This window comes from Leptolyngbya iicbica LK (assembly GCF_004212215.1).
In the GTDB taxonomy this organism is placed as follows: Bacteria; Cyanobacteriota; Cyanobacteriia; order Phormidesmidales; family Phormidesmidaceae; genus Halomicronema; species Halomicronema iicbica.
The window spans coordinates 12,672-36,035 of sequence record NZ_QVFV01000005.1; the positions used below are offsets into that span (position 1 = coordinate 12,672).

At 51.1% G+C, this 23,364-nt stretch carries 22 protein-coding genes; 11 read left to right on the plus strand and 11 right to left on the minus strand.

All coding sequences use genetic code 11. The annotated features are described in order from the left end of the window. Positions 1-95 precede the first annotated feature (95 nt). The 5 genes from DYY88_RS17610 to DYY88_RS17630 all read left to right on the plus strand — a co-directional run bounded on the left by DYY88_RS17610 (position 96) and on the right by DYY88_RS17630 (position 6,143). Positions 96-620, plus strand: coding sequence for an OsmC family protein (locus tag DYY88_RS17610; RefSeq protein ID WP_039729077.1), 525 nt, complete (start codon positions 96-98; stop codon positions 618-620). A gap of 338 nt (positions 621-958) precedes the next feature. Then, positions 959-2,122: an acyl-CoA dehydrogenase family protein gene (locus tag DYY88_RS17615; protein ID WP_039729076.1), complete on the plus strand. Its 1,164-nt coding sequence runs from the start codon at positions 959-961 to the stop codon at positions 2,120-2,122. Between the two features lie 698 nt (positions 2,123-2,820). After that, the gene (locus DYY88_RS17620) at positions 2,821-4,446 is read left to right on the plus strand and encodes an ABC transporter substrate-binding protein (RefSeq protein ID WP_084607176.1); all 1,626 of its coding nucleotides are present in this window, start codon (positions 2,821-2,823) and stop codon (positions 4,444-4,446) included. A gap of 204 nt (positions 4,447-4,650) precedes the next feature. Next, positions 4,651-5,169 carry an MSMEG_0567/Sll0786 family nitrogen starvation N-acetyltransferase gene (locus DYY88_RS17625; RefSeq protein ID WP_039729072.1) on the plus strand — a complete coding sequence of 173 codons (519 nt, stop codon included), beginning with the start codon at positions 4,651-4,653 and terminating at the stop codon, positions 5,167-5,169. Beyond that, complete coding sequence (locus DYY88_RS17630) at positions 5,169-6,143, plus strand: sll0787 family AIR synthase-like protein (protein WP_039729071.1); 975 nt, start codon at positions 5,169-5,171, stop codon at positions 6,141-6,143. The genes DYY88_RS17625 and DYY88_RS17630 overlap by 1 nt, the downstream gene beginning before the upstream one ends. 295 nt (positions 6,144-6,438) lie before the next feature. On the opposite strand, the gene DYY88_RS17635 is transcribed toward DYY88_RS17630, so the two are convergent. Continuing rightward, complete coding sequence (locus tag DYY88_RS17635) at positions 6,439-7,227, minus strand: putative antibiotic biosynthesis monooxygenase (RefSeq protein WP_201279081.1); 789 nt, start codon at positions 7,225-7,227, stop codon at positions 6,439-6,441. A gap of 1,259 nt (positions 7,228-8,486) precedes the next feature. Between DYY88_RS17635 and DYY88_RS17640 the strand changes: the two genes are divergently transcribed. Continuing rightward, positions 8,487-9,134 carry a hypothetical protein gene (locus tag DYY88_RS17640; protein WP_039729067.1) on the plus strand — a complete coding sequence of 216 codons (648 nt, stop codon included), beginning with the start codon at positions 8,487-8,489 and terminating at the stop codon, positions 9,132-9,134. 60 nt (positions 9,135-9,194) lie between these two features. On the opposite strand, the gene DYY88_RS25175 is transcribed toward DYY88_RS17640, so the two are convergent. From DYY88_RS25175 to DYY88_RS17655, 4 genes are all read right to left on the minus strand, one after another. Beyond that, a complete protein-coding gene (locus tag DYY88_RS25175; RefSeq protein WP_039729066.1) occupies positions 9,195-9,437 on the minus strand; it encodes a hypothetical protein in 243 nt (80 codons plus the stop codon). 11 nt (positions 9,438-9,448) lie between these two features. Continuing rightward, positions 9,449-9,694 (minus strand): hypothetical protein, encoded by a 246-nt coding sequence (locus tag DYY88_RS25180; RefSeq protein ID WP_496559538.1) that lies wholly within the window; start codon positions 9,692-9,694, stop codon positions 9,449-9,451. A gap of 664 nt (positions 9,695-10,358) precedes the next feature. Next, on the minus strand, positions 10,359-10,982 hold the full coding sequence (locus DYY88_RS17650) for a hypothetical protein (RefSeq protein WP_052288665.1): 624 nt from the start codon (positions 10,980-10,982) through the stop codon (positions 10,359-10,361). 41 nt (positions 10,983-11,023) lie between these two features. Continuing rightward, positions 11,024-11,815 carry a YoaK family protein gene (locus DYY88_RS17655; protein WP_236146395.1) on the minus strand — a complete coding sequence of 264 codons (792 nt, stop codon included), beginning with the start codon at positions 11,813-11,815 and terminating at the stop codon, positions 11,024-11,026. 456 nt (positions 11,816-12,271) lie between these two features. Here DYY88_RS17655 and DYY88_RS17660 point away from each other — a divergent pair, with 456 nt between their 5' ends. The 4 genes from DYY88_RS17660 (at position 12,272) to DYY88_RS17675 (ending at position 15,487) form a co-directional block, all read left to right on the plus strand. Then, positions 12,272-12,964: a GntR family transcriptional regulator gene (locus tag DYY88_RS17660; RefSeq protein ID WP_160299612.1), complete on the plus strand. Its 693-nt coding sequence runs from the start codon at positions 12,272-12,274 to the stop codon at positions 12,962-12,964. Positions 12,965-13,382: 418 nt separating this feature from the next. Beyond that, complete coding sequence (locus DYY88_RS17665; RefSeq protein ID WP_207223351.1) at positions 13,383-14,792, plus strand: uracil-xanthine permease family protein; 1,410 nt, start codon at positions 13,383-13,385, stop codon at positions 14,790-14,792. A gap of 257 nt (positions 14,793-15,049) precedes the next feature. After that, positions 15,050-15,247 carry a hypothetical protein gene (locus DYY88_RS17670; protein WP_039729060.1) on the plus strand — a complete coding sequence of 66 codons (198 nt, stop codon included), beginning with the start codon at positions 15,050-15,052 and terminating at the stop codon, positions 15,245-15,247. Between the two features lie 45 nt (positions 15,248-15,292). Further along, positions 15,293-15,487 (plus strand): hypothetical protein, encoded by a 195-nt coding sequence (locus tag DYY88_RS17675; protein ID WP_044151417.1) that lies wholly within the window; start codon positions 15,293-15,295, stop codon positions 15,485-15,487. Here the strand turns inward: DYY88_RS17675 and DYY88_RS17680 are convergent. Beyond that, positions 15,484-16,440, minus strand: coding sequence for a LysR family transcriptional regulator (locus DYY88_RS17680; protein ID WP_044151416.1), 957 nt, complete (start codon positions 16,438-16,440; stop codon positions 15,484-15,486). The two genes, DYY88_RS17675 and DYY88_RS17680, sit on opposite strands and share 4 nt — an antisense overlap. A 481-nt stretch (positions 16,441-16,921) precedes the next feature. Further along, the gene (locus DYY88_RS17685; RefSeq protein WP_052288664.1) at positions 16,922-18,085 is read right to left on the minus strand and encodes a tetratricopeptide repeat protein; all 1,164 of its coding nucleotides are present in this window, start codon (positions 18,083-18,085) and stop codon (positions 16,922-16,924) included. Positions 18,086-18,285: 200 nt separating this feature from the next. Between DYY88_RS17685 and DYY88_RS17690 the strand changes: the two genes are divergently transcribed. Beyond that, complete coding sequence (locus DYY88_RS17690; protein ID WP_039729058.1) at positions 18,286-18,885, plus strand: hypothetical protein; 600 nt, start codon at positions 18,286-18,288, stop codon at positions 18,883-18,885. A gap of 74 nt (positions 18,886-18,959) precedes the next feature. Here DYY88_RS17690 and hrcA read toward each other — a convergent pair whose 3' ends face one another. The 4 genes from hrcA to DYY88_RS17710 all read right to left on the minus strand — a co-directional run bounded on the left by hrcA (position 18,960) and on the right by DYY88_RS17710 (position 23,356). Then, positions 18,960-20,051, minus strand: a complete 1,092-nt coding sequence (gene hrcA, locus DYY88_RS17695) for a heat-inducible transcriptional repressor HrcA (RefSeq protein WP_039729056.1) — start codon at positions 20,049-20,051, stop codon at positions 18,960-18,962. Positions 20,052-20,189: 138 nt separating this feature from the next. After that, on the minus strand, positions 20,190-21,590 hold the full coding sequence (locus DYY88_RS17700; protein ID WP_044151415.1) for an aromatic ring-hydroxylating dioxygenase subunit alpha: 1,401 nt from the start codon (positions 21,588-21,590) through the stop codon (positions 20,190-20,192). A 94-nt stretch (positions 21,591-21,684) separates the two neighbouring features. Then, on the minus strand, positions 21,685-22,512 hold the full coding sequence (locus tag DYY88_RS17705) for a pentapeptide repeat-containing protein (protein ID WP_236146394.1): 828 nt from the start codon (positions 22,510-22,512) through the stop codon (positions 21,685-21,687). 316 nt (positions 22,513-22,828) lie between these two features. Beyond that, on the minus strand, positions 22,829-23,356 hold the full coding sequence (locus DYY88_RS17710) for a hypothetical protein (protein ID WP_052288663.1): 528 nt from the start codon (positions 23,354-23,356) through the stop codon (positions 22,829-22,831). Positions 23,357-23,364 lie beyond the last annotated feature (8 nt).

The window sequence follows — 23,364 nt, forward strand, 5'->3', positions numbered from 1 at the left end:
CTTCCCGATCGCCCAAACTGTAGCCATCACCACATTCCCCAAACGAGAAGTTTCCTTTAATATAAATAGATAGATCGTTCTATTTGGTGAACCTTATGTCTGATACCGCCAAGGTGTCCATCGCGCCCATTCCCAAAGATGGCCTGCAAGAGCTCGGCGAAAAGAACCGCGCCAACCCCGCCGACAAGACCCTCAAGGTCAAGACCGTTTGTGAGCGCAAGTTCCGCAGCTTGAACTACGCTCGCGATTTAGAGCCCTTTGTGGTGGATGAGCCCCCCGGTCTCTTGGGCGACAATACAGCTCCCAATCCCTCGGAGATTGTGTTGGGTGCGTTCGGTTCCTGTTTGGCGGTGGGGCTGCAGGCCAATGCTGCCGCTCGCGGTATTACCCTCACCAAGCTTGAAATTTCTCTCGAAGGTGACATCAATATCACCAGCACCTGGGGCACGGGCGAGTTGGCGAAGCCGCAAATTGGCTTTACCGATGTCCGGGTCAAGGTTGACATTGACGGTGACGCCTCGAAAGAAGAGTTGGCCGAAATGGTGGCCCATGCCAACAAGTGGTCGCCTGTGTCCGCCACTTTGAGCAATCCGATGCCCGTCAGCGTGGAAATGGCGTAAGCCCCGCGATCTCAACGGCTCAAGTCTTCTCGGCTAGAGAAGTCAGTCAGTGAGGGCTGAAGCAGAGCCCGGCTCTGAGCGATGGTCATACTCCCGAATCATGACCATCGCGCCACTTCAGCCCTTTACGGCTGGTGTCCACCCGCATCATGAATGGTTACTGATGGCTGTTGACAGTTACTCACCCAGGCAACGTTCCGTGGGTAAGCCGCTTGGCAGCCGCCCCCAAAGTCATAAATGTATAGTTAAGTTAACGTCTGAAAGCAGCTGTTAATGGCTGTTTTTGGTCTGCCCTAATAGGCGCTTTGCACCGATAAAGAACTTCACCATCACTCACAATGCAGACGATTCAACAAGCTTCTCAGACTCACGCCGCCATGGACTATCACGCCGCGACTGAGGCCGTGTCAGCGGTGGTTAAGCAACAGCTCACGCCCAAGGTGGCTGATATCGACCTCAAAGGGGAATATCCTCGCGAGATTTTGCATCAGTTGGGCGACGTAAACGCTTACGCCCACGCAGTGGCTCCAGAATTGGGCGGCACGGGCCTGGGTTTGAAAGCGGCGATTCAAAGCATTGAAGAGATTTCTAAAGAGTGCATCTCCACCGGGTTTATGGCTTGGTGTCAGGTGGCCTGTACCTGGTATTTGCAAAACACGGACAATCAGGCGTTGGCCCAGGAATTGCTGCCAGATATCGCTACGGGTAAGCAGCTGGCGGGCACTGGCCTCTCGAACCCGATGAAGCATTTCGTGGATATTGAAAAAATTGCCCTGACGGCAGAACCCGTGAAAGGGGGCTTCCGCGTGAATGGCATGTTGCCCTGGGTCTCGAATTTGGGGCCTGGTCACTGGTTTGGAGTGGCGGCCAAAATCGCCGACAGCGATGATTACATGATGGCTGTGGTGTCGGATGACATGGAAGGCATGACGTTGCGTTGCAATGCTCACTTCATCGCGCTGGAAGGGACTGGCACCTATAGCTGTGTGTTCCGCGATGTGTTTGTGCCCGATGCTCGCGTGTTGGCGGCCCCCTGTGATGACTATGTGCTGCGGATTCGGCCCGGTTTTATCCTGACGCAAGTGGGGATGGGGCTCGGTTTGGTAGATAGCTGCGTGGAGCTGATGAAACGCACCAATAAGCGGCTGGGCCATGTGAATCGCTTTTTGGATGACCAGGCCGAAGACATTGAAGCGGACTTGCAGATGGCACGCGATCGCACTTACGCTCTGGCCGATCGCCTCGACGCCACTGACGGCATTATTGACGACCAACTCTTGCGTGAAGTAATACAGGCTCGCATTGCGGGATCGGAGTTGTCGTTGCGGGCGGCTCAGGCCACTATGCTGCACGCCGGAGCGCGGGCTTACGTTCACGGCAGCGCGCCGGAGCGGAAGTTGCGAGAAGCTTATTTCATCGCCATTGTGACGCCCGCTTTGAAACATTTGAAAAAAATGCTGTTTGCGATGCCAGAAGAAGCACTCACGTCTGTTGTTTCTTAGATGCTCTTCGAGAATAATTAAAGTCGATTCATCATCGACAAACATCGCTCCGTTTTGACCTAGCTGCCTCAGGTATGATTGGCTAGGTCTTTTCTTTTGCTTCAAGCTAAAAATGCTGATCCCATCCTCACATTCACTGCCAGAAAAAAGGGGGGGTGAATGTTGGACGGTGGCGAGTATATTGAGGCTTTAGGGTGCTGTTGGGCTCACGCTGAAATACTCCTGATGACTTGTTCGCCTCCGGTAGAAAACCTCTGAGATATTCACAAAGTTGATATCCCGTTGCAATTAATGAGCGATCGCGAGCTGTGAAAAAGCTTCTGTGAATTCCACGGCCTCATGATTTTTGGGACTAGTTTTAGATACCGTATTTTTAGTTACAAAAATGTTGCCTGAACGCATTTCTAATGGAATTAATTCAGGACTTGGCCTTACTGCTAAAACGACAATTGGTGAGTTAATATTGCTTGCTCAAAATTGACTGTTTTATCGGTGGGCTTGAGCTTGCGGGATCGCAGCGATCGCTAACGGTTTCTGAGCGTCGTTCTTTACTATTTGTTGCTTCGATGGGAATGACAGAGATGGCTGCTTGGTAGCATTGATGTCGCCCATCAGCACAAGTGTTTAGCTCAGCACAACCAGGCCAAAGGGTCGTTGTATTTGCTGCCGAGGGCTTTATTTAGCGAGACCATTGAATAATGATTAACTCTGTATCGACTCCCAGCCAACGGTGGAATGCCCTGACCTGTGACCAGGGCAACCTCGGCGATCTAGCCATCCGGTGTTTGATTTGTGGCAGCATCCACGCCACCGAAGACCACTGGAAATTTATGGCCGATATGCCCCATGATCCGGCTAATTTGATCAACGATTTGGTCAAAATGCGGTTGTATCAGCCGGAAGCGATCGCCGTCGCCGATGCCATCAGCCAGGCTGAGTTGCGCAAGGCCCTGTTTGTGCAGATGGCGGGCAAAGGCAGCCCCAAGCGCGAGAAGCTGGTGCTCGACTTGATTAAAGTGGCTGGGGGATTGGACGAAGCCTTTGCGGCGGCCTTTGGCCCCAAGGCTGGACAGTTCTTTACCGACGCTCAGCGGATGAGTCAGTTCACCCGCCGCAAGTTTTTGAAGAATATCGCCGTCGGGGCTGCCCTTGTTTCCCTCGCGAATTGTGCCCAACAGCCTACGGAAGAAGCGGTGCCTGAAGGCGAAACGCCGCCCCCGCCCCCCACCACGGGTGAGTTGGAAAAGAATGATCTGAAGATTGCCTTTTTGCCCATCACCTGTGCCACGCCCATCATCATGTCGGATCCATTGGGCTTTTATGACAAGCATGGGCTGAATGTGGAGCTGATGAAGTATGCCAGCTGGTCGGTGGTGCGGGATGCCGCGATCGCGGGCGAGTTGGACGCTTATCACATGCTGGCTCCCATGCCCATTGCCATGTCCCTCGGGCTTGGCTCGACGGCCTTTTCCGTCAAGTTGGCCAGCATTGAGAACAATAACGGCCAGGGCATTGCGGTCGCCAAAAAGCATTTGGGCAAGGTGAATGGCCCCGCTGACTTTAAGGGCATGACCATCGGCATTCCCTACGACTATTCCAACCACAACCTGATTTTGCGGTACTACCTCGCCTCGGGCGGGCTGGACCCTGACCAGGACGTGAAGCTGCTGATTTTGCCGCCACCCGATGCGATCGCTCAAATGTCCACGGGGCAAATTGACGCCTTCATCCTGCCGGATAACTTTACCCAGCGGGTCGTGTTTAACGACATCGGCTTCATCCACCTGCTGACGAAGGATTTGTGGCCCGGCCATCCCTGCTGTGCCTTTGTGGCTGCTCAAGATTGGATTGATGAGAATCCCAACACTTTCCGCGCGTTGAACAAGGCCATTATTGACGGGGCGACCTACGCTAATGAACCCGCCAACCGCAAGGAGATTGCCGCCGCGATCGCCCCTCGGGAATATCTCAACCAACCAGTAGAAGTGCTGGAAGCGGTGATGACGGGCAATTTTGATGATGGTCAGGGCAACACGCTGGAAGTGCCCGATCGCATCTATTTCGATCCCTATCCCTGGAAGAGCTTTGCCAGCTGGATTTCGACTCAGTTGGTGCGCTGGGGCTACATGCCGACCGAAGACGCCAACTACGACGAAATTGGCGAGCAAATCTTCCTCACTGACCTGGCCCGAGAACTGGCCGAGGAACTCGGAGCCGAGGCCCCGCAGGAACTCACCCGAGTCGAAAACCTCAAATTTGGGGACTTTGACCCCGCCCAGCCCGAGGAGTATCTGAAAGAGCAGATTGACCAATACGGCGTTTAGTCGTGAGCCATTGAGGCTCGTTTGGGGGCTGGAATACGCTTGCCCACGAGGTAAAGCGCTCGACTTTTTCAGTTCCCTTGCGCTCTCCCCATTGCCCCCTACAAGGGGGCAGTGCAGTTTGGGAAATCTGCAAGTCTTCAATTTTTTTGAGCGTCACCTTACACGCCCGAGAAGCTGTTCCGTATCCGCAGACCGAGGTATCCCATGTCGAGCAAACGTTACACCTTTGAACTGGCGCGATCGCCCCAGGACGTTCGTGCTTACTATCGATTGCGACAGGCCATCTTTTGCGAAGAGCAAGGCTTATTTGACGACCATGACGAAGACAATATTGACGCGATCGCTTACCCCATCATCGCGGTGGAAAATGACGTGATTGCGGGGAAAAAGATTGTGGGCGTCGTGCGTATTTATGAAGAAAAGTCGCGTCATTGGTATGGTGGGCGGCTGGGCGTACATCCTGACTATCGGCGGGTGGGCCGCATCGGTAAAGGCCTAATCTACAAAGCGGTAACGACGGCAAATACCTGGGGGTGCGATCGCTTCCTGGCGACGGTGCAATTGCAAAATGTCCGCTTCTTCCGTCGTCAGCACTGGGAATCGATTCAGGAAATTTCCGTGTGCGATCGCCCCCATCACCTGATGGAAGCCGACCTCGACTTTTATCCACCGGGGAACGAACTGCGTCCCGTGCTCTCCTCCGGAGCCCTCAAGGTGTCGTAATGCTGGCCGATTTGGTGGCGGCCTTGCGGCCTGCCCTGGGGATTCTCAACAAACGCGACATTCAAACCGCTGCCGATCACTTAGGCCGCTATGTGCCGCAGGCCGCCACAGGCGAATCCATTGCCTTGGGTGACGACACGGCAGCTATTCCCGATGGGGATGGCTACCTACTGCTCGCTGCCGAGGGCATTTGGCCCACCCTGGTGCGGGAAGATCCCTGGTTTGCGGGCTGGTGTGGTGTCTTAGTCAACGTTAGCGACATTTACGCCATGGGCGGTCGTCCCATCGCTGTGGTCGACGCCCTGTGGACCGAATCGGCTGAGCAGGCCGAGCCCCTTTGGCAGGGCATGGTCGCCGCCGCTAAAACGTTTAACGTGCCCATCGTCGGCGGCCACACCAACTGCCACAGTCCCTACGCGGCGCTGTCGGTGGCGATTCTCGGTCGTGCTACTCGCCTGATCACCAGTTTCGACGCCCAGCCGGGTGATGCCCTCGTTCTCGTAATGAATCTGGAAGGGCGATCGCACCCTAAATACCCCTTTTGGGATGCCGCCACTATGGCTAATCCGGTAGATTTGCAGCGCCATTTCGCCTTGCTGCCCCACATTGCCGAACAAGACTGGTGCAAAGCGGGCAAAGACGTGAGCATGGGCGGCATCATCGGTACAAGTCTGATGCTGCTCGAAACCTCTGGCTGCGGTGCGATTCTGGACATTGACGCCATTCCCCGTCCCAACGCGGAACCGCTCGCCAAATGGCTGCTTAGCTTTCCCAGCTACGGCTTTTTGTTGAGTGTGTCGCCAGCAAGTTTTTCCCAGATGCAGCCCCATTTTCAGGCTGAGGGATTGGTTTGTGACGCGATCGGGCAGGTGACAGCAGGGTCGCAATTGGTGCTGCGATCGCACGACGAATCCACGGTTTTTTGGGATTTTACCCAGGATGCGTTGACTGGGTTTGGCGATCGTGGCGCTTAATTGTGCCCTCTAAGAGCAGTTGCTCTGGTCAACGGTGCGTGATCTCAATCCCCAATCTCAGATCATCTTTATGGTTTCCGCAAAGGGTGAGGTTGTGATGTGTTGCGATCGCTGGTACTGCATAGCTACGGCCTTTTTCTAACTCAGCATTAAGTCCGAAAAAAAACTCAAAATCCCGCTTGGAAAACTGTCAACCTTGCTAAATTTAACCGTTCAACTAAATTGTTTGGGCCAAGTTCTTAAGACGGATAATTCTCATTCCTAAGTTCTTGGGCTGAGTCCTTCAGGTAATCATTTAAGCGAGGATGTTGAAGAGTAAAACCATCGCTCCCATGGCTAAAAGTGTTGATGAAGTGCCCAAAACTTCGGCCCGCACTGAAATTTCTTGGTGAGCAGGCTGCAGCCAAAAATCCAACACCCTAACGACAAAAGGCATAACTACGAATGTCAAAATGCTACTAGTGATCATCAAATTGACCCACATGGCACTCGCCATCGACCAATCTTCCATAATGCCGAAATACTCAAATATCCGATCTTGCACCATGATGACCGGATAAAGTGCTAGCACCACAGACAGAATTTGCTTCCACGCCGCAGGGCCAAGACTATCCATCTCAGTCCCAGATCGCCGAGAAAACCACCCTTCTAATCCTGTGGTGAAAGACTTAAATCGATAACTTTCAAAGATGTCACGCCCCTGTTGCAAGATTGCTTCTCGTTCTTTGGAAGCAAGCCACTGGTTAAGATGCTCCGGTTGATCAAAATGCACCACCCAATACCACTTGAGTACACCGTCTTTGCAGTTGAGGGGACGATGGCGGTCAACCCGGACAAACCCTGAAGAATCACGCGCACTCCGAATCAGTTGTGCATGCCACCCACGAAACGCCCAACTTTTTTGTTTGGGGACAATATACTCAACAACGACGCTGGAATATCGAATATTGTTGTGGTCTGGAAGGGCTTCGATGAGGCTGATCGAGGCTGATCGCGAAACAACAGCTGTGCGCCATAGCAAGCGTTTCAGTCCTGTCAAGACATTATTCGCTGTCAACCTCAATTCTTCTTTGGAAATATTCATACCTGACCGATCGATCTTCTTTGTATACATTCAGCATACAAACTTTAGACAGGGGAAGATTCGGTCTTAAGATATCCTCATTTTAGTGAGGGTATCTGCATGAGTGTATCTGAATGCAGCGACGACTGAACCAATCACGAGAGGACATCATCACTGGGTACCACTACGGCCTTGCTTCGCTCAATGTGAGAACGAGTCAGCGATGAAAAACAATGGCTCTGAAAGCGAAAAAGCCGCCAATCAGAGTCAGGATAAAGAGGTTTTGCTTCAAGCTCTTTAATTGTGAAATGATTTGTTCGGCTTGGGCTGAAGTGATTCCTGAGGGCAGCTCGGTTGATTGGGGAGTCGACACTGATGACGCTGAGCGAGCCTTCTGCGCTGGCTCTTGAAGCACATCATGGTTGTCAGGAGTGCTGGCTGTATTGTTGGAGTCTGCTTGAGTCATCGTTTCTCCTAGCTGATGTGACAAAGCTCGTTAGGGGGTGATTTGTGCCAAATGTTTGCGGTGTGTAGCGATCGCGGATAAGGAAACTAGAGTAATCGGTCACTTAGGTCAGGTATGAACTGAACCTAACACACAGCCCATCCACATTCGGCATCAAAGCGCTAAAACGCCTGCTGATTCAAGAATTTATTGTCGAATCAATATAGCTTATGTACCTTTTCTAAGGTGGCAACAAACAATGTATACAATAACAATATCGTCTGCAATAATGTCATTGCATGGAGATGTTTCACTGGCAAGGCAATGACATTATAAAGATGTAAGAGAGTTTTCGAGTCAGATGTTACGATGACCGAGCTAAATCAAGAGATTTGTTAGTCTGAAATCGACGGCATTCAGTGGGAGGAATTTACTGTATAGTCGTCCTATCCCTGAAATCTGGATTGATGACTCAGGTTTGGTACGCACGAGGTGTGTTCATATACTCTTTCCCATCTAAAGAAAGGTGCCAAAATTCATCTGGCCCGGTTTCTTATAAGGATCTAGGAGTGATGCTGCTAGTGCTGAGGTAAGGTCCAATACCAAAACTCGGTTTTGACTCTAGATGAGGTTTATTGTCACTGTTGATTTAGTCCTACTGCTGGGTTAATTCTAAATTGTCTAGGTTGAGGATTCTTGCAGAGATTCAACAAGGCTTTATCAATTGTTGGTCTCTATTGCTTTGAATCCAATTACAGCTGAACCACAACTTTCAGGTTGACAGATGACTAGGCAACTTAGGTTTGAGTTATGTTTTCACCTTTCGGAGGTTTTTGTGCTGAAAATTAAGTCTCAATTTTCCAAACAACTTGTCCGCGTGGCGTTGATTAGTGTGTTAGTGCTTGGACTTGGATTGTTAGGTAATCCTTCACGTGCGTTGGCTTCTAGTAAGGTTGCTACTCCTGAAGCGTTAAATTTAGCAATCAACGAAGCGGCTCAAGAGTTTGTTGAGTCTATCTTGGATGACTACGGCGATATTTTGGAGAGCTCTTTTGATACAGCTTACGATCCCTTTAAGACGGCAGTAAAAAGCCTCTCTAAACAAATTAGCAAGGCTGAAAAATCGGCTCAGAAGGCAGGGGAAGAGGCAACAACACCTACGTTAATGATTCCAGAGGGGGCGTTTCAATCAGCGGTTGATGCTTTCTCAACTTTGCAAGAAACTACTGCCGGATTTAAGGCTCAGTTAGAGTCGGCCCCTGAAGTAGTTCAAGCTCTGATTGACGAGCAAGTTGGCGCTAAAATGGATGCGCTTGATCAGGCGATCGCAGAAGTTTCAACTGTTGTCGATCAGCTTGCGGCAGATGTTGCCGGTTTAGATGCGGCTGATCCCTCGGCAACGGCTACTTTCAATGAGCATGCAACTGCGTTGACCCAGTCAATCCAGGCTGTGGATTTGGCGATTGATGGGTTTGATAGCTAGGTTTGCAAAGCTTTGATAAATAGACTTGAGGATGTGGCTTGGATTACAGGCCACATTTTTTTAGACTATTTGTTGAAATAAGTGAACGATCTCCTCGGGTAAATGGCTGATTTCTAACCAGAGTTGTCGAGGGCTAATATTAAACACAAACTGCAACAAGAGCACGATCGCGACGATCGCTAAAATCGTCTTTGCTTCTTTATTCAACAGCCGGAACATTAACCGGGAAATTAATAGAACAATTGCGATCTCTCCTGTGAGAGTAACCGTTTGCGCATCAATAGCTTGGGCGATCATATCCATCAACAAAACCTTCAAACCTCTTGAAACACCAACATCATGGTGAGTAATCCAGCGCAGATGATACCTAAACCCGTTAAATCGACCGAGAAGGTCGATTGACGATAGGCTGGATAAAGCCAAAAACTCATCATTCGCGTAATGAACGGCATGACACCAATTGAGAGCAAAGACGAAGTTGCTAAAGTTGCCAAAAGTGTCACTGCCGCAGGGGACCAGTTGCTCAAAAATGACTCCGGCCAGAATGCCAGTCTTAGCATGATTAAGGGATACAGTCCCAGCACGACGGCTAAAATCTGTTTCCACACGGGTGGGCCGAGATGACTTTTCTCACCACTAGATGCTCGCCGAGAAAACCATCCTTCTAGACCTGTAGTAAAAGACTTAAATCGATAAGCCCGAAATACTTTTTGCCCTTGCTCAGTTAAGTGCTTGCGCTCTTTGGAATCGACCCAGTCTTGTAAATTTTCAGGGGAGTCAAAATGGATAATAGTGTATCGCTTGACAACATCATTTTCACAGACTAACGAAGGACATTGATCTAATCGGATGAAGCCAGGTTGGCGACTCGCTAATCTCTGTAACTCCCATTGCCAACGGTCAAATGCAGCTATCGCTGAGTTGGGAACTATATGCTCAACCACCAAACTGCTGTAAAAAACATGGCTGTCTGGATGATTTTTTGCTGTACTTGACACGCGATGACCTCATAATTTGAATGACTCTCGCTCTCAGACTCAAGCTCTGGTGATCAGAAAAGTGCGTGGGCAAATGTTTGAGAGCAATCGCTATTTCTGGATGCCGATTAGACCTCGCCTGCTAGATTTGACAGAACAGCCAGGGAGAATCAAATAGAAAATCCTTGGCTAAAGCAAGATAATTCAGAAGCGGATGAAGGAATGGGCAAACTTCTGCAGGACGATATTAGTCATCGCTCCCTGTGATGTTCTCCATTTCCGCTTCTGCTTGTTCCATTCCGGCTTTGATCTTGTCCATAATCTCTTCTGACGAGGGCATGAATTTATCTCTCATTTCAACGCCGGTTTTGATCTTGTCCTTGACGGCTTCGGGAACTGATGCCCCTTCGGGAATCTTGGACTCAATTTTGTCAATGATTTCTTCGGAAGAGGGCATAAAAACCTCTTTCTTCTTCAGAAAAAGCTCTTTCTTCTCCATCGCTGACAGGGTTGAAAAGGCGTCTCTTTGAGGGATTGTGTTGATCACGGACTTGATTTCTCGCTTCTGTTCAGGCGTTAACATGAGCGATCGAAAAGTCTTACGAAAGCTCTCGCCTTCCAACATATTGGCCTCAAACATTTCCTGCTGCAGGGGCGTCAAGATTTCCACAAGCTGAGGTATGACATCTGATTTGAGCTGCTTTAAGCTTTGCGTCTCATTGACTGACGATGAATGGCCAAACAAGCTAAATCCCAAAGTCGTACTCATCGGAGCAATGCTACTGGCATGAACTGGACTAAGCGCTCCGAACGCAGCACTTAGGATCAATAAGCCAGACAAAATTGAGACTAAAAAGCGGTTGAGTTTCATGGTGTTTGGTTTACCCTTTCACGCAATGGCAAAAAACTGTTTTACGACGCTGACGGCTGAGTATAGTGGTGAACATAAGCCGCGATCGCTAATACTGAGATGATGATGGTTGGAAAAACCAGTGTCCACCATGACTCTGAGACAAAGATTAAAAATGCAGCGGCTACCCCACCTATAGCAAAACCAATAATTACTGGAAGATAGCGACTAATGCGCTCCCAAGACTCGGCAGCCTCCTGTTTAGCCACTTCTCCGGAGTCAAATTTAGCTCCGATAAGCTGTACTAAATCGATGGTCAGCTGGGTCGTATTTCCCGTCATAACGGTAGTCGGAATATAGCTTTTGAATACTCGTGCCTCCTTCATCAACGTATTCTGAATGGCCATAGCCACAACCCCCGACATGCCGATAGGAAAGATGTATTCTTCCTGAACATCTAGAATCAAAGCAGGTGTAAGGGTGGCGCTGATAATTAGAAAAATCGTAAGGGCAACTGCTTCTGCCGTGAGCAATACGGCAAAGACTGGCCATTGGCGACGACGAGCAAACCTAGCTAATAGTGAAGTTAAAGCGACTGACAACATAAATACAGGAATCATCAACAGGCGCGTGAGGGTCGATTCTTCTTCTTGATCGACGAAGGAAGCGCCTGCCAGAGCAATGTTTCCGGTGACGTGAGCCGTAAAAATGCCAAATAGGATAATGAAAGCTGACGTATCGATGAAGCCAGCGACTAAACTCAGCAAAAATCCTGCAGGGCGATCGCCCACCAGATAACCACTGATGCTAAAGATCCTGTGGGGCTTTGAAATTGACGTCATTTCGCCAGTCAAAAATTCAGTTCTCCTATCAATCTTGGGGCTGCGATGACAGCGGGTGCAGGGCCACGGTTATCGAGCTAACTCGATCTGCCAGACAGTTGCATTTGTATTTAAGCTACTAACTAAAAAGCGGTGTTTACCAAAAAGTCGAGCAGTTGAATGTTAATCAAAATTCAACATTCAGCCATGCAAATGCGATTAACATACCTTTCTTGCCCTGATTGGCTAGAACAGCGGCATAGCCATATCTATATGAATCTAATCTCAACTAATCCAGTGAAATCTGTACCTAAAACTACAAATTAAGCTGCAAACTCCCTCACAGGCACCGAACATTTCCCAAGGCTGAGCAGCATTCTTAGCTCCATTAATGTCAATGCATACCAATTGTATACATTGAATTAGCACTGTGAATTCAGATTTTCTACTTTACAATGTTATATGCCGCTGACTTTTGCGACAGATTTTATGGGCAAGCTTTTTAGCAAGATTTATTGGGCACTGCGGCAAGAGATTTTGTCCGGCCAACTCTCCCCTGGGGAAAATTTGATCGAACAAGGGTTAGCCGATCGCTTTGCGGTGAGTCGCACTCCCATTCGGGAAGCTGTTCGCCAGCTGCAGCAGGAAGGGTTGATCGATGCTGATCCGCGTGGCGGCATTCGAGTGGCGGTGATTACAGTGGCAGATGCCATTCATCTATACGACTGTCGCCTGGGGTTAGAGCAAGTGGCGGCCATGGGGGCCTGCGAAAACGCGACCCCGCAGCAGTTGGATGAATTGCAGCGCTGTTTGCTAGAGGCACAGTTCTCTAATCTCCCTCAAGCTGAAGCGTCAGCGGCGGAATTAGAAAACCGCTTACAGATTGATCGCAGCTTTCATTGCCTGATTGCAGAAAGTTCAGGTAATCCCTGGCTGACTCAACTGCTCAGCCAAATTTTGAACAAAATGTCACTTCTAGGTAGCCGTGTCACCCATCACAATCCAGCCGCGTTAGAGATTTGGGCCGAGCACGAGCGAGTAGTTGAAGCAATTTTGGAGCGAGATGCTTCAGCGGCTTCGATCGCCATGCGTGACCACTTAGTGGCGAGTAAGGCACGCGTTGTTCAAGAACTCCAGGGATTACAGTCTAACGTTGCTTTAAACAGTCTCAAGATTATCTGACGTTAACGATATGTCATCCCTCAATCGGTTTGCTCCCCAGGTTTTAAAAAGGAGTCACACAACTCTGGGCTACGTGAAATGCGAGACAATTCTTAATTAATTTGGAGATTTGAGAGAGTTACTTAGGTTTTAGTGTTTTGCATTTAGATGTCGATCGCGGATATCTCAATGCATTGCTTCTTTGTTAGTAAATTGAGAATGTGTAACGTTAAATACCGATTCGCTAAGGACTTTATTTTAGTTTGTATACAATCTTGGTCGCCTTAGCTAAAAACACTTTCAGAGATTCTTATTGACTTTGTTTTGGTGGAATTTGTCTGCGTGAGAGTGGTTGTTTAGCCTCAGGCCATCGTGGGCGTTGAGCCACATTTGTTGTTAGCTACGCACCTTAAATTTAGATTTTGGAAAAGTTTGGCTTATGACTAATCCCGAAGCCGCTCCAGACCAGATGATGTTGTCCGAAGAGGATACATCTCTGGAAAGCGCTCCCACTGGAGTTGATTTGATTTACGGGCTAGAAGATCGTCCTCCCCTGCGGGAAACGCTATTCGCTGCGGTGCAACACGTTTTTGCCTGTTTTGTCGGTATTATCACACCTGCTCTGATTATTTCTGGGGCGCTAGGGTTGGATCCTGCTGATGGGGCTTATCTCGTCAGCATGTCGCTATTTGTCTCTGGCGTCGCTACGTTCATTCAGGCTAAGAAGATTGGCCCTATCGGGTCTGGTTTGCTCAGCATTCAGGGTACGAGCTTTGCCTTTATTGGCCCGATTATTGCAGCGGGTGTGGCGGTGACGGGGGCCGGTGGTACGCCGCAGTCTGCACTCGGTACCATTTTTGGGCTGTGCTTTCTGGGGTCATTTGTGGAGATGATTCTCAGCCGATTTATTCAGTTTGCCAGCAAAATCATCACGCCACTAGTCACCGGCATTGTCGTTACACTCATTGGTTTGACGTTAGTTAATGTTGGTCTTACCAGTATGGGTGGGGGCTTTGCCGCGCGCGAAGCGGGCACCTTTGGCAGCCCTGCCTACCTGGGACTGTCGCTGTTGGTATTGGCCATCATTGTGATTCTAAACAACGTCGGTGGTGCATTTTTGCGCATGTCGTCGGTTGCGATCGCGCTAGTTGTGGGCTACATCATCGCGATTCCGATGGGGTTGGTGAATTTCAGCAACCTCGCCAATTTGGGTGGAATTAATGTTCCAATTCCCTTCAAATATGGGTTTGGATTCAACTTTTCGGCGTTCATTCCGTTCATCTTTCTGTACCTCATCACCACCATTGAGTCGACTGGTGACTTGACGGCAACGTCGCTGTTGACGGGGCAGCCAATCACCGGGCCAAAGTATATGAAGCGGATTAAAGGCGGTATTTTGGGCGATGGGGTTAACTCGGCGATCGCAGCAGTTTTCAACACGTTTCCCAACACCACTTTCAGCCAAAACAACGGGGTAATTCAGTTAACGGGGGTTGGCAGCCGCTATGTGGGGCTATTTATTGCCGGTATTTTCGTGATCCTCGGCATTGTCCCAATTGTGGCCGGTGTGTTTCAGACCATTCCGCAGCCGGTCTTAGGCGGGGCCACCATCATTATGTTTGGCTCGGTGGCGGTCGCTGGCATCAAAATTTTGTCGTCGGTCAATTTAGACAAACGGGCCTCGATTATTTTGGCGACTTCTTTGGGCTTAGGACTAGGCGTCAGCGTTGTGCCCGACATTTTGGAACAGATGCCGCCTTTAGTGAAAAGCATCTTTTCATCGGGTATCAGTACAGGCGGTTTAACGGCACTGGTGCTGAATATGGTGCTACCGGGTCGCCGCATTTAGGGCCTCTCGTTCATCGACACATCGGATAGCTCACGATAGCTTCAGGTTTACACATCACCTGGAGCTTTTTTGTGTGGCTGATTTGAGGAGAGTCCCAACTAGCGGTTGAGTGAGCGCGATCGCCCATAACGGCTCCCCGGTTTTATTCCATGAGTAAGTTTAATGGAATCGCTGAAACCTAGTTTTGGTAATCCTTTTTAAGATTGTCTATCGTAGATGTATCGAAGGAAAACGATTCATCTCAGGCGGTAGATACGATGCAAGTCACGACCAGTAACCTTTCCCCAGTAGGCTTTGTGCAACTGGCCCATAGCCTATTTTTGGGCCGCACTCTAGCCGATACCTACGGCTTTGGCACGGTGACGGCTGACTATCTGCGGGTTCCTCAGCAGAACTGGACACTCGATCAACTGTTGCTGCTGTCTAGTGCCCGGTCGAGCACCACTCTCGCTTAAAGATCGCAATTTGTTTTCGCTGCGTTTAAAAAAGGAGTTAATCAAATGAAACCGACTAGCAATCACGCATCTCATCGCAATCTGACCGATGCTGCTCGCCGATTGAATTTAGGCAGAGCCCTGGAAGAAGCTTATGGAGCAGGCGTTATGGGGACTGACACCCGGCAAGCTCCGTCCAGAGCCGGGTGGACGGTCGCCCAATTGGTGGCAATGTCTGAAGCCAAGTCGTTGTATAACTAATCGCTGTCTGGTAGCCCGATCTGAGGAAGCGGGGTTTCGGGCGAGATCGCGGCTGGTGGAGTAAATTGAGATCGCAAAATATCCAGCAAAGCATAGACCGCTGGTGTCAGCAGGGCATCGGCTAAGACCGCAACGCCGATGGTGCGCATTAACGGTGTCGGCAGAGAATATACCTGTACCGTTGGCGGAATCGGCTCTGCTGACAGTCGAGGCAAAATCGTGCCCCCTAATCCCTGGGCCACTAAGCTGACGGTGGCCGCATCCGTCTCAATTTCGTTGACCACGTTGAGCCAGTAGCCGAGCCCGTTAATGTGTTCGTACACTGGGCGCATCATCACATAATCAACTGGCGGCATGATTAACGGCTGTTGTGTCAGTTCTTCCCAAGTCAGAGGGGCGCTCTTGAGCTGGGTGTCTGGCGGCAACAACACAACGTATTCATCCTGCAGCAATTCCCAGGTTTGCAAGCCCTGACCGGCAGGCAGCGTCACGATACTAATATCGGCGCGACCTTCTTTGAGGGCCTGCTTGGCCTGTTGATCGTCGTCATGTTCATTCAGGTTGATGATAATGCCCGGAAATCGCTGATGCAGCTGTTTGATGCTGCTGGGTAAGACGTGGGTGGCCACGCTGCGAAAGGTGGCCACTCGCACTTTGCCGTGCTCGACCCCTTTCGCGATCGCCGCCTCGCGCAAAATGGCCTCAGTGCTATTTAAAATGCTGTGGGCATGGGCCAGAATGCGATCGCCCACAGGCGTCAACGTCGCCCCATGCCGCCCCCGAGAAAAAATAATGACGCCCAGCGTCTCTTCCAAAGTAGAAATGGCATGACTCACTGCCGATTGCGAAATACCTAATGCCAGGGCCGCCTCACTAAAGCTGCTCGTCTTTGCCACCGCTGCCACAATTTCGAGTTGCGTGAGCTTAACTTGGTTGTGCGGCAGCTTTTTCATCACTCACTCGAGAAACCGTGGAACTTTAGGGATATACGGAGCAATCATTTGCCCGTCGTTGCGACCAGAAGAGTCAGGCTTCCGTTCCCTGCCCTCTACTGAGAATGTTTGAGCGCTGATAGCAACCGCTTCTGCAAGGGATGTCTGACCAAGACAGCGTCCAACAAGGTGGCAATGTCTATGCCTGTTGTCGCCCAAACAGCCAGTCGGATTAAGGATTTAAGCCAGCCAACTCAAGGTTTGAGCAGGCCAACTCAAGCGTTTTGATGCTCGGTGACGACAAGATGCTTCTCATAAAAAAACACCTTAGCCAGCTTGTATCCCTCTTTTGAGAGATTATCTAAAGACGCCAAATCCGGTAAGTGACATGGCGGCGCTGAGAATTACAAGACCCAAGACATTGAACGATCACGTTGCTTTGGCTGAACAATCACAGAAGCTGGTTAGAGTAAGCCGCAAGTTTCCCAAAATTCAGCATATTCTAGAGCGGTTTTTCAATATCCTCTGGAGGAGTCGTCATGGCTGTTTTAGCAGCCGGATTTGGGTATTCTCCCTCAACATAGGTGTATACGCCGTAGCTGGCGAGACCAAATAGCATGACCCCCATAATGGCCCCGCTACTGAGGCAGAGTTTGCGCACGGCTTTGGAGGCCCGTGCCGCAATGGGATAGTCGCCCCGGCGATAAGCTGGTTTGACTTGGGCGGCTAATACGAGAGCCAGCACCCCAAATGGCGGAAACAGTAAGAGTGTGGTTGCTACGGCATCGCGCCAATGGGGAGAAGGACAGGGGGCTTTGTCATAAATGCCGTAGGTTTGATCCCATTCCGATAGAGAGGAGTCGCCAGCCTTAGCAAGGAGTCGAAATCGCCGCACCTCTGGTAGTTGTAGCTCGACCAGGCGATCGCGTAAAACATTGGGCAATTGAAAATAATTGACCGGAGTGCCCACCGGACGGTGCAAAGTCAGGGTGAGCTGAGTTCCTTGCTGTTCTGCAGCGATCGTTAACCCAGCAGGCAGTAAATCTTGAAATTGGTCTTGCAGATTCAACGAATCGACCTGAGTTTGAGTCTGCACTAATAGTTGTTGGGCTTCGCTCAACCGTAAATCATTGCATAAGGCGATTTCCCAATCTTTAACTGCACCAGCTTGATCCCCCAGTTGGTTTCTGACTTTGCCCCGGTGCAAATAGGCTTCAGCCAATAGCGGATTTTGAGCGATAGCCACGTTAAAGTCTTCTAAGGCAGCTTGGTATTGGCCTTTCTGGGCCATGACCAGGCCCCGGTTGTAGCGCACAGTGCCATCGCTGGGATTTAACTTTAATGAGGTGGCCCAGTCGGTCAGCGCCCCGGTTTCGTCACCGAGTTGATAGCGTACTAAGCCGCGATGGCCGTATGCGGTAGCTTGGTTGGGGGCAATCGCGATCGCCTGATCAAAATCAGTCAGCGCCTCGGCATAGCGCTCTTGCTGTAGGTAAAGCAACCCGCGCCGTACAAAAATCTGGGTTGGCTGCGGATGATAACTAAGAGCTGCCGTCAGCGATTGGACCGCCGCCGGATAGTTGCCTTTTTGGGCAAAGTTTAGGCCCCGTCGCAGCAGATATCGTCCCTGTTGCTGTTGTGCCCAAGAATGCAAGAATCGTGACATGATTTTCGGCCTCGCTGGACAGTTCCATAATGCCCACTTCCCAACGTGACAAACTTATTCCGTAACGACAACGACAACTTGTAATTGTATTAAGCGGCGCTCTATCACAGAGCACTAACTCGACATTGCGGTTGCTGAGGCGATCGCCGCTACGAGAGAATACTTTCAACTAAATCAATGGGTTGTGTGAGGGTAACGAGATGAACCGATTGATGCCAGCGACCATCATCCTCAGTTGGGGGATAAGCATTGCGATATCGTTATTCTCGCCGCCTGCATTTGCGCGCTCGTGCCGGGCAACCCCGCCAGCGATCGCGAGCCCCGACCTACAGACCTTCAGCGTCGATGCGTTGGGGGTGACCCTAGAGATTCCCCGCAATTACCGCTCGATGTTGCGGAGCAGTGGTCACATTACGTTTCACGACCCCCATAGTTTTAGCTTTATTCAGTGTTTAGCCCGCACAGGGGAATATGGGGCCGTTCCTCCGTATGTCGCTTTAGAAGTGCATCCGGCGATCGACCCTACCCAGTCCTTGGTGGATTTGCTGCGCGAACGGCGGCCCTGGTTAGATTATTACAATCCCGAGTATGTGGCTTCTACGTTCGCTGGGCAGCCCGCCGTGCGTTATGTCTACTTCAATGAAATCTATCGACTAGAAATCGCAAACCTGACCTTTCTCAGCCAGGATGGCCGCACCTTATTGACCCTGACAGGACCCACCGATCATCCCATCATGGTGAATGTGCTGAATGCGCCCGCTACGAATTTGTCAGACTTACAGCTTCCACAGCAACGGTGATGTTCTAAACCGTAGCAGTCTGTCAGCTGACCGAGTTGCCCCAATCAACCTGATGCCTGGCCTCAGCTATGCAGCTAGTGTCCGGCGTTAAAAGCATCGGTCAGATAAGCTGCTGCCGCCTCAACCGCCGCGATCGCATTTTCGTACATCATGCGAGTGGGGCCCAAAATGCTCACACTGCCGATGGGCAAGGTGTTTTGGCAATAAGTTGAAGAGACCAATGCACAGCCCTGCATCGGTTCGAGCGGATTTTCCGAGCCGATGAGGACGCGCACCCGACGACCAGAGTTATCTTCCGCATCCGTCTCAAAGACTAAGGGCCAGATCTGGGCCTGTTCTTCTTCTAACAGCTGGACGATCGCTTGCACCTGTTGCGCTTCCGAAAATTCTGGCTGCCGCAGTACTTCCCCGAGCCCACTCATGACGAATTGGGTGCTTTCCATCGCTTTTTGATTGCGTTGGGCCAGCAAAGCCATGGCCTCGGTCAGAGTGTCGGCATATCGCTGAAACTCGCGGTTGAGCTGACCCCAGTCTAACTCCGCAATCTTATGGAGCGGACATCCGACTAGATGCGCGGTGAGAAAATTTGAGAGAATCCTTGATTCCCGCTCTAGTGCTTCAACCTGGGCGGATGTGTCAACCTGATCGCCCGGTAGCTGAATCACCATTGACTGAGTTTCGAGCGAATCTAGCACCACCGACATTAATAATTGAGTCGGCCCCAGCAGCACAATTTGGACATGACGAATTCTGGCATTTTGCTTGGTGGGCACGGTAATGAGGGTCAGATAGCCGCTGACCGTTGACAAAATCTGTGCGGCTCCTCTCAGCAGCGCCTCTAAGCTCCAGCCATCCCACTTGAGCGTTGCTGAGAGCTGGGTATCAATGGTTTGGGCAACTCCCTCGGCGGGATGAATCAGATTGTCAACATACAGTCGATAGCCAAAGTCTGAGGGTACTCGCCCAGCCGAAGTGTGGGGTTGGAATAGCAGCCCGGCTTTTTCCAACATGCTCATTGCCTGCCGTACCGTAGCGGGGCTCACTTTCAGGCCATACTCTTGAACCAGCGCTTTAGAGCCGACGGGCTCTGCCGTCGAGACATACTGACGCACAGTCGCCCAGAGTACCTGCTGCTGACGCGTGTTTAAGATGACAGGGTCTAGCATGCAATGATTAGGTTGCTTTCAAAGAATTTAAAGATTGCATTCAACCTTAGCAGATTGATTCGCCGTTGGGGGCAACAGCAGTAACCGCACAGTCATGATTGGGGCTGAGTGCTTCACATTTTTGACTAGGAACGGCAACTACTCCGGCAAGTTGCGCGGCGGCAGACCATCGCCCTTATAAAACTTTTGCTCTAACTTGCCGAGCCACAGCCAGAGGGCTCCGGCTGCAATGGGCAGCGCGGTGAGCGATATTCCCAAGGTGAGGGAGAAGGTTCCTTGTAGGGCAATGCTCAAAGGAAGGGCAGACCAGATGAGCGCACTAAAGATGAGGGCGGCTTGACGCAGTTTCTGGATGTTGGCCAGCGCGGGACGACAGCTACCGCAATGTTGAGTGTGAGAATGGTAGCGATCGAGCAGGTCTAGTTTTGACCACTCCGCCGGGAGCGCTTGCCTGGGAAATGGATCAGCGCTAAAGTCGCGGATCCACTGGCGAAAGACCATTACATAGCGATCGGCTGGAGTTGGCAAATAACAGGCTTGAGCGTAAGACTTATTCCCAGCTTTCTCCAACATTCGTTCTTGAATGTGCAAAAAGATTTGGTCATCTTCTAGCACGCGATTGTTGCCGATGTGGCTGTACCAACGCGGCGTCAGTTTGATGAAGAAGCTGGGTAATTTGGACGAAAACTTGAAGGGGAATCGAGCAAACAGACGACACTCGCCTTTACGTGTCGGCACGGCATAGACAACTGTCAGCGTGCGCCCAAATTGCTTTGAAGTCAGGTCGTGATACATCAGCGAAGGCGCCACAAAGGTGGTGTGTTGCGTTCCCAACTTGCCTTTCCGCGGCCCCTCCGGCCAAATGCCGGTGAATCCTTGCTTGCCCGCGGTCAAAACCTCCATTTCCATGGGCGCGGCGTTCTCCCGTTTGCCGACCGTTTTGTGATGGGTATAGGGGATATGGCTGGCGTCCAAGACGTTTTCGAGCAGGGTCAGGGCGTCATAGGGCAAATCGCGAAAGGTGTTGAGCAATACCCAACCATCGGGATCTTCCTCAAGGGGATCAATGCCAGGCACTGCGACCTTTTCGGCGTTTTCAGCTTTGCCCGGATATACGAAGAGCAACCCCTGATGCGTTGTCGTTGGCAAGGACTTGGCACAAGCCCGATTAGAGCGTTGGGCCTCAAGCTCGGGGGCCGCTTGGGGAATGTGTTCGCAGGTGCCATTTCCAGCAAAGGCCCAGCCATGATAAGGACATTCCAGTAAGCCAGCTTCATTCACTCGTCCCTCAGACAAAGGGGCCAAGCGATGGGGACATTGGTCGACGAAGACGCGCCAATTATCAGCGTTGGGATCCCACCAGATGACCAGGTCTTGCTCTAGCAGGGTGAAGCGAGTCGGACGGGTTTTGTCCAGATCTTCGACATAGTGGACGGGATACCAAGCTTCGGCCCAGTCAAAGTGCTCTGCGTCTGGCCCGCCAGCCGGTAGGGTCGTAGGAATCTGGTCGGGCTTAGCTGCGTCTTGGGTAACCGTCATAGTTTTGAGAAATCACAGTGGTGCTTTTTCTATTGTGTTACATATCTTCACTGACTGACAGCTCAATTGTCCTTGGCAGATGTTGCCAGTTGGATCAGTCCCAGTGATGTTGACGAGCCTCATTGACCATCCATTGTGCTTCTTCGAGAGAGATGCGGTAACGAGTGCTCAATAGCTGGGGGATTCGATCACAGGCTCGGTTGGGATTGAGATCGGGCTGCTGACCATAGGACGGCAAAGCCACATGACACAACAGCGGTGAAGGTTGAGTTTCTAGCTGGAACGGTTCCAGATTGAGTACATCGCGCAAATTGGTGAAAAATAGCAACGCATTGCTGAGATTGGTGTCGCTAAAATTGGCTCGGCTGAGCAGCGTGCAGTTGAGATCAGCCTCGCTGAGATTGGCCTGTCGAAAGTCCGCGCCGCTCAGGTTGGCATAGCGACAGTCTGCACCACTCAGATTGGCGTAGCGCAATGAGGCATCGCTCAGATTGGTGCCGTTGAGATTGGCACTAATCAGGTCGGCCCCATTCAGGTTGGCCCGGCTGAGATTGGCTCCACAAAGGTCAGCGCCATTGAGGTCGGCCCCATTCAGGTTGGCACCACTCAGATCCGCGCCGCAGAGATCGGCCCCATTTAGATTCGCACCACTCAGATTCGCGCCGCAGAGATCGGCTCCACTTAGATTCGCACCACAGAAGTCCGCTTCGCTCAGGTTGACGATCGCATCGTTTTCCGCCGCCAAACGGTACTTAAACAGCAGGGAAAGTCCACCAATGACTGCCGCGATCGCCCCGATATGGCTGACTGGTGTGGTGTGATAGGGCTGTATCGGGGTGACGGTTTCGTGCTCAGTGGGACGAGCCGACTCGCTGGGTAATTTGCGCTCGGGGAGCTGCCACAGCGACCACATTACGACCATGGCAACTGGTGTGGCGATCGCTCCCACAATCCAAGTTATATATGGTTTTGGCTGAGATTGCGGCTGCTTGAATCTTTTCCACATGCCTGAGCCCCGGTCAGTACGAGCTCATTATTGCTTCCCTCAATTGACGCCTCACGAATACTTAATGCCTGCTTAAACACTAACGGCATGGACTTTATAGTCCGCAATGATGCCGTTTCAGTGTGCCCCTAAAAGGTTGGCCCAGCATTCGCGGCGAGCCATTGAGTTCCCCTAAAATCCAGGTGGCAACTATTTCAACTCTAAGGAGAACCACCGTCAGGCAAAGCTTCGCTTAAGCGTCTTCGGAGGCTTCTGCCTCAAGGCTGGGACTGCTGCTGGTGGGAGCTACTGACTCGGTGGTCGAGGGGGAATCGGGGACGGCGGTTGAACTAGGGGCCGGAGGTGGCTCGGGAGCGGGTGATTTGGCCTGATGGGTTTCAGCCTTGGGTTTCTGTGGCTTGGGAGCGGGCGGCTCAGCATCAATTCCGAGTTGCTTTTTCGCTTGGTATAGTAGCGTCCCTGCCCCGGTGCCCACTGCCGACAGCGCCGACTGGCCGATTTCTGTTGCCGACTTAGACTCAGCCTCGCTGCTGGTCTGTAGCCCTTCATACCAGTTGCGAGCAGACTGACCTAACGAGATGGAATTTTGCCAAAACCATTCGCCGCCGACAAAGACAAGACAAATCACTAACCAGAGCAAAACCCCAGTTTCACGCAGGATGGCCCAGGTCAAGGTGATGGCCTTTTTGTAAGTTGCTCCAGTATCGGCAGCAAAGATAAGTTCACTCACTTTGCCGGCTTGGCTTTTGATCTTTTCCACGGTTTTGC

What these genes read in the sequence shown, in the direction of transcription:
- DYY88_RS17610 (WP_039729077.1), top strand. Translation starts at nt 96, where the DNA reads ATGTCTGATACCGCCAAGGTGTCCATCGCGCCCATTCCCAAAGATGGC.
- DYY88_RS17615 (WP_039729076.1), top strand. Translation starts at nt 959, where the DNA reads ATGCAGACGATTCAACAAGCTTCTCAGACTCACGCCGCCATGGACTAT.
- DYY88_RS17620 (WP_084607176.1), top strand. Translation starts at nt 2,821, where the DNA reads ATGATTAACTCTGTATCGACTCCCAGCCAACGGTGGAATGCCCTGACC.
- DYY88_RS17625 (WP_039729072.1), top strand. Translation starts at nt 4,651, where the DNA reads ATGTCGAGCAAACGTTACACCTTTGAACTGGCGCGATCGCCCCAGGAC.
- DYY88_RS17630 (WP_039729071.1), top strand. Translation starts at nt 5,169, where the DNA reads ATGCTGGCCGATTTGGTGGCGGCCTTGCGGCCTGCCCTGGGGATTCTC.
- DYY88_RS17635 (WP_201279081.1), bottom strand. Translation starts at nt 7,227, where the DNA reads ATGAATATTTCCAAAGAAGAATTGAGGTTGACAGCGAATAATGTCTTG.
- DYY88_RS25175 (WP_039729066.1), bottom strand. Translation starts at nt 9,437, where the DNA reads ATGGATATGATCGCCCAAGCTATTGATGCGCAAACGGTTACTCTCACA.
- DYY88_RS25180 (WP_496559538.1), bottom strand. Translation starts at nt 9,694, where the DNA reads ATGCTAAGACTGGCATTCTGGCCGGAGTCATTTTTGAGCAACTGGTCC.
- DYY88_RS17650 (WP_052288665.1), bottom strand. Translation starts at nt 10,982, where the DNA reads ATGAAACTCAACCGCTTTTTAGTCTCAATTTTGTCTGGCTTATTGATC.
- DYY88_RS17660 (WP_160299612.1), top strand. Translation starts at nt 12,272, where the DNA reads ATGGGCAAGCTTTTTAGCAAGATTTATTGGGCACTGCGGCAAGAGATT.
- DYY88_RS17665 (WP_207223351.1), top strand. Translation starts at nt 13,383, where the DNA reads ATGACTAATCCCGAAGCCGCTCCAGACCAGATGATGTTGTCCGAAGAG.
- DYY88_RS17670 (WP_039729060.1), top strand. Translation starts at nt 15,050, where the DNA reads ATGCAAGTCACGACCAGTAACCTTTCCCCAGTAGGCTTTGTGCAACTG.
- DYY88_RS17675 (WP_044151417.1), top strand. Translation starts at nt 15,293, where the DNA reads ATGAAACCGACTAGCAATCACGCATCTCATCGCAATCTGACCGATGCT.
- DYY88_RS17680 (WP_044151416.1), bottom strand. Translation starts at nt 16,440, where the DNA reads ATGAAAAAGCTGCCGCACAACCAAGTTAAGCTCACGCAACTCGAAATT.
- DYY88_RS17685 (WP_052288664.1), bottom strand. Translation starts at nt 18,085, where the DNA reads ATGTCACGATTCTTGCATTCTTGGGCACAACAGCAACAGGGACGATAT.
- DYY88_RS17690 (WP_039729058.1), top strand. Translation starts at nt 18,286, where the DNA reads ATGAACCGATTGATGCCAGCGACCATCATCCTCAGTTGGGGGATAAGC.
- hrcA (WP_039729056.1), bottom strand. Translation starts at nt 20,051, where the DNA reads ATGCTAGACCCTGTCATCTTAAACACGCGTCAGCAGCAGGTACTCTGG.
- DYY88_RS17700 (WP_044151415.1), bottom strand. Translation starts at nt 21,590, where the DNA reads ATGACGGTTACCCAAGACGCAGCTAAGCCCGACCAGATTCCTACGACC.
- DYY88_RS17705 (WP_236146394.1), bottom strand. Translation starts at nt 22,512, where the DNA reads ATGGTCGTAATGTGGTCGCTGTGGCAGCTCCCCGAGCGCAAATTACCC.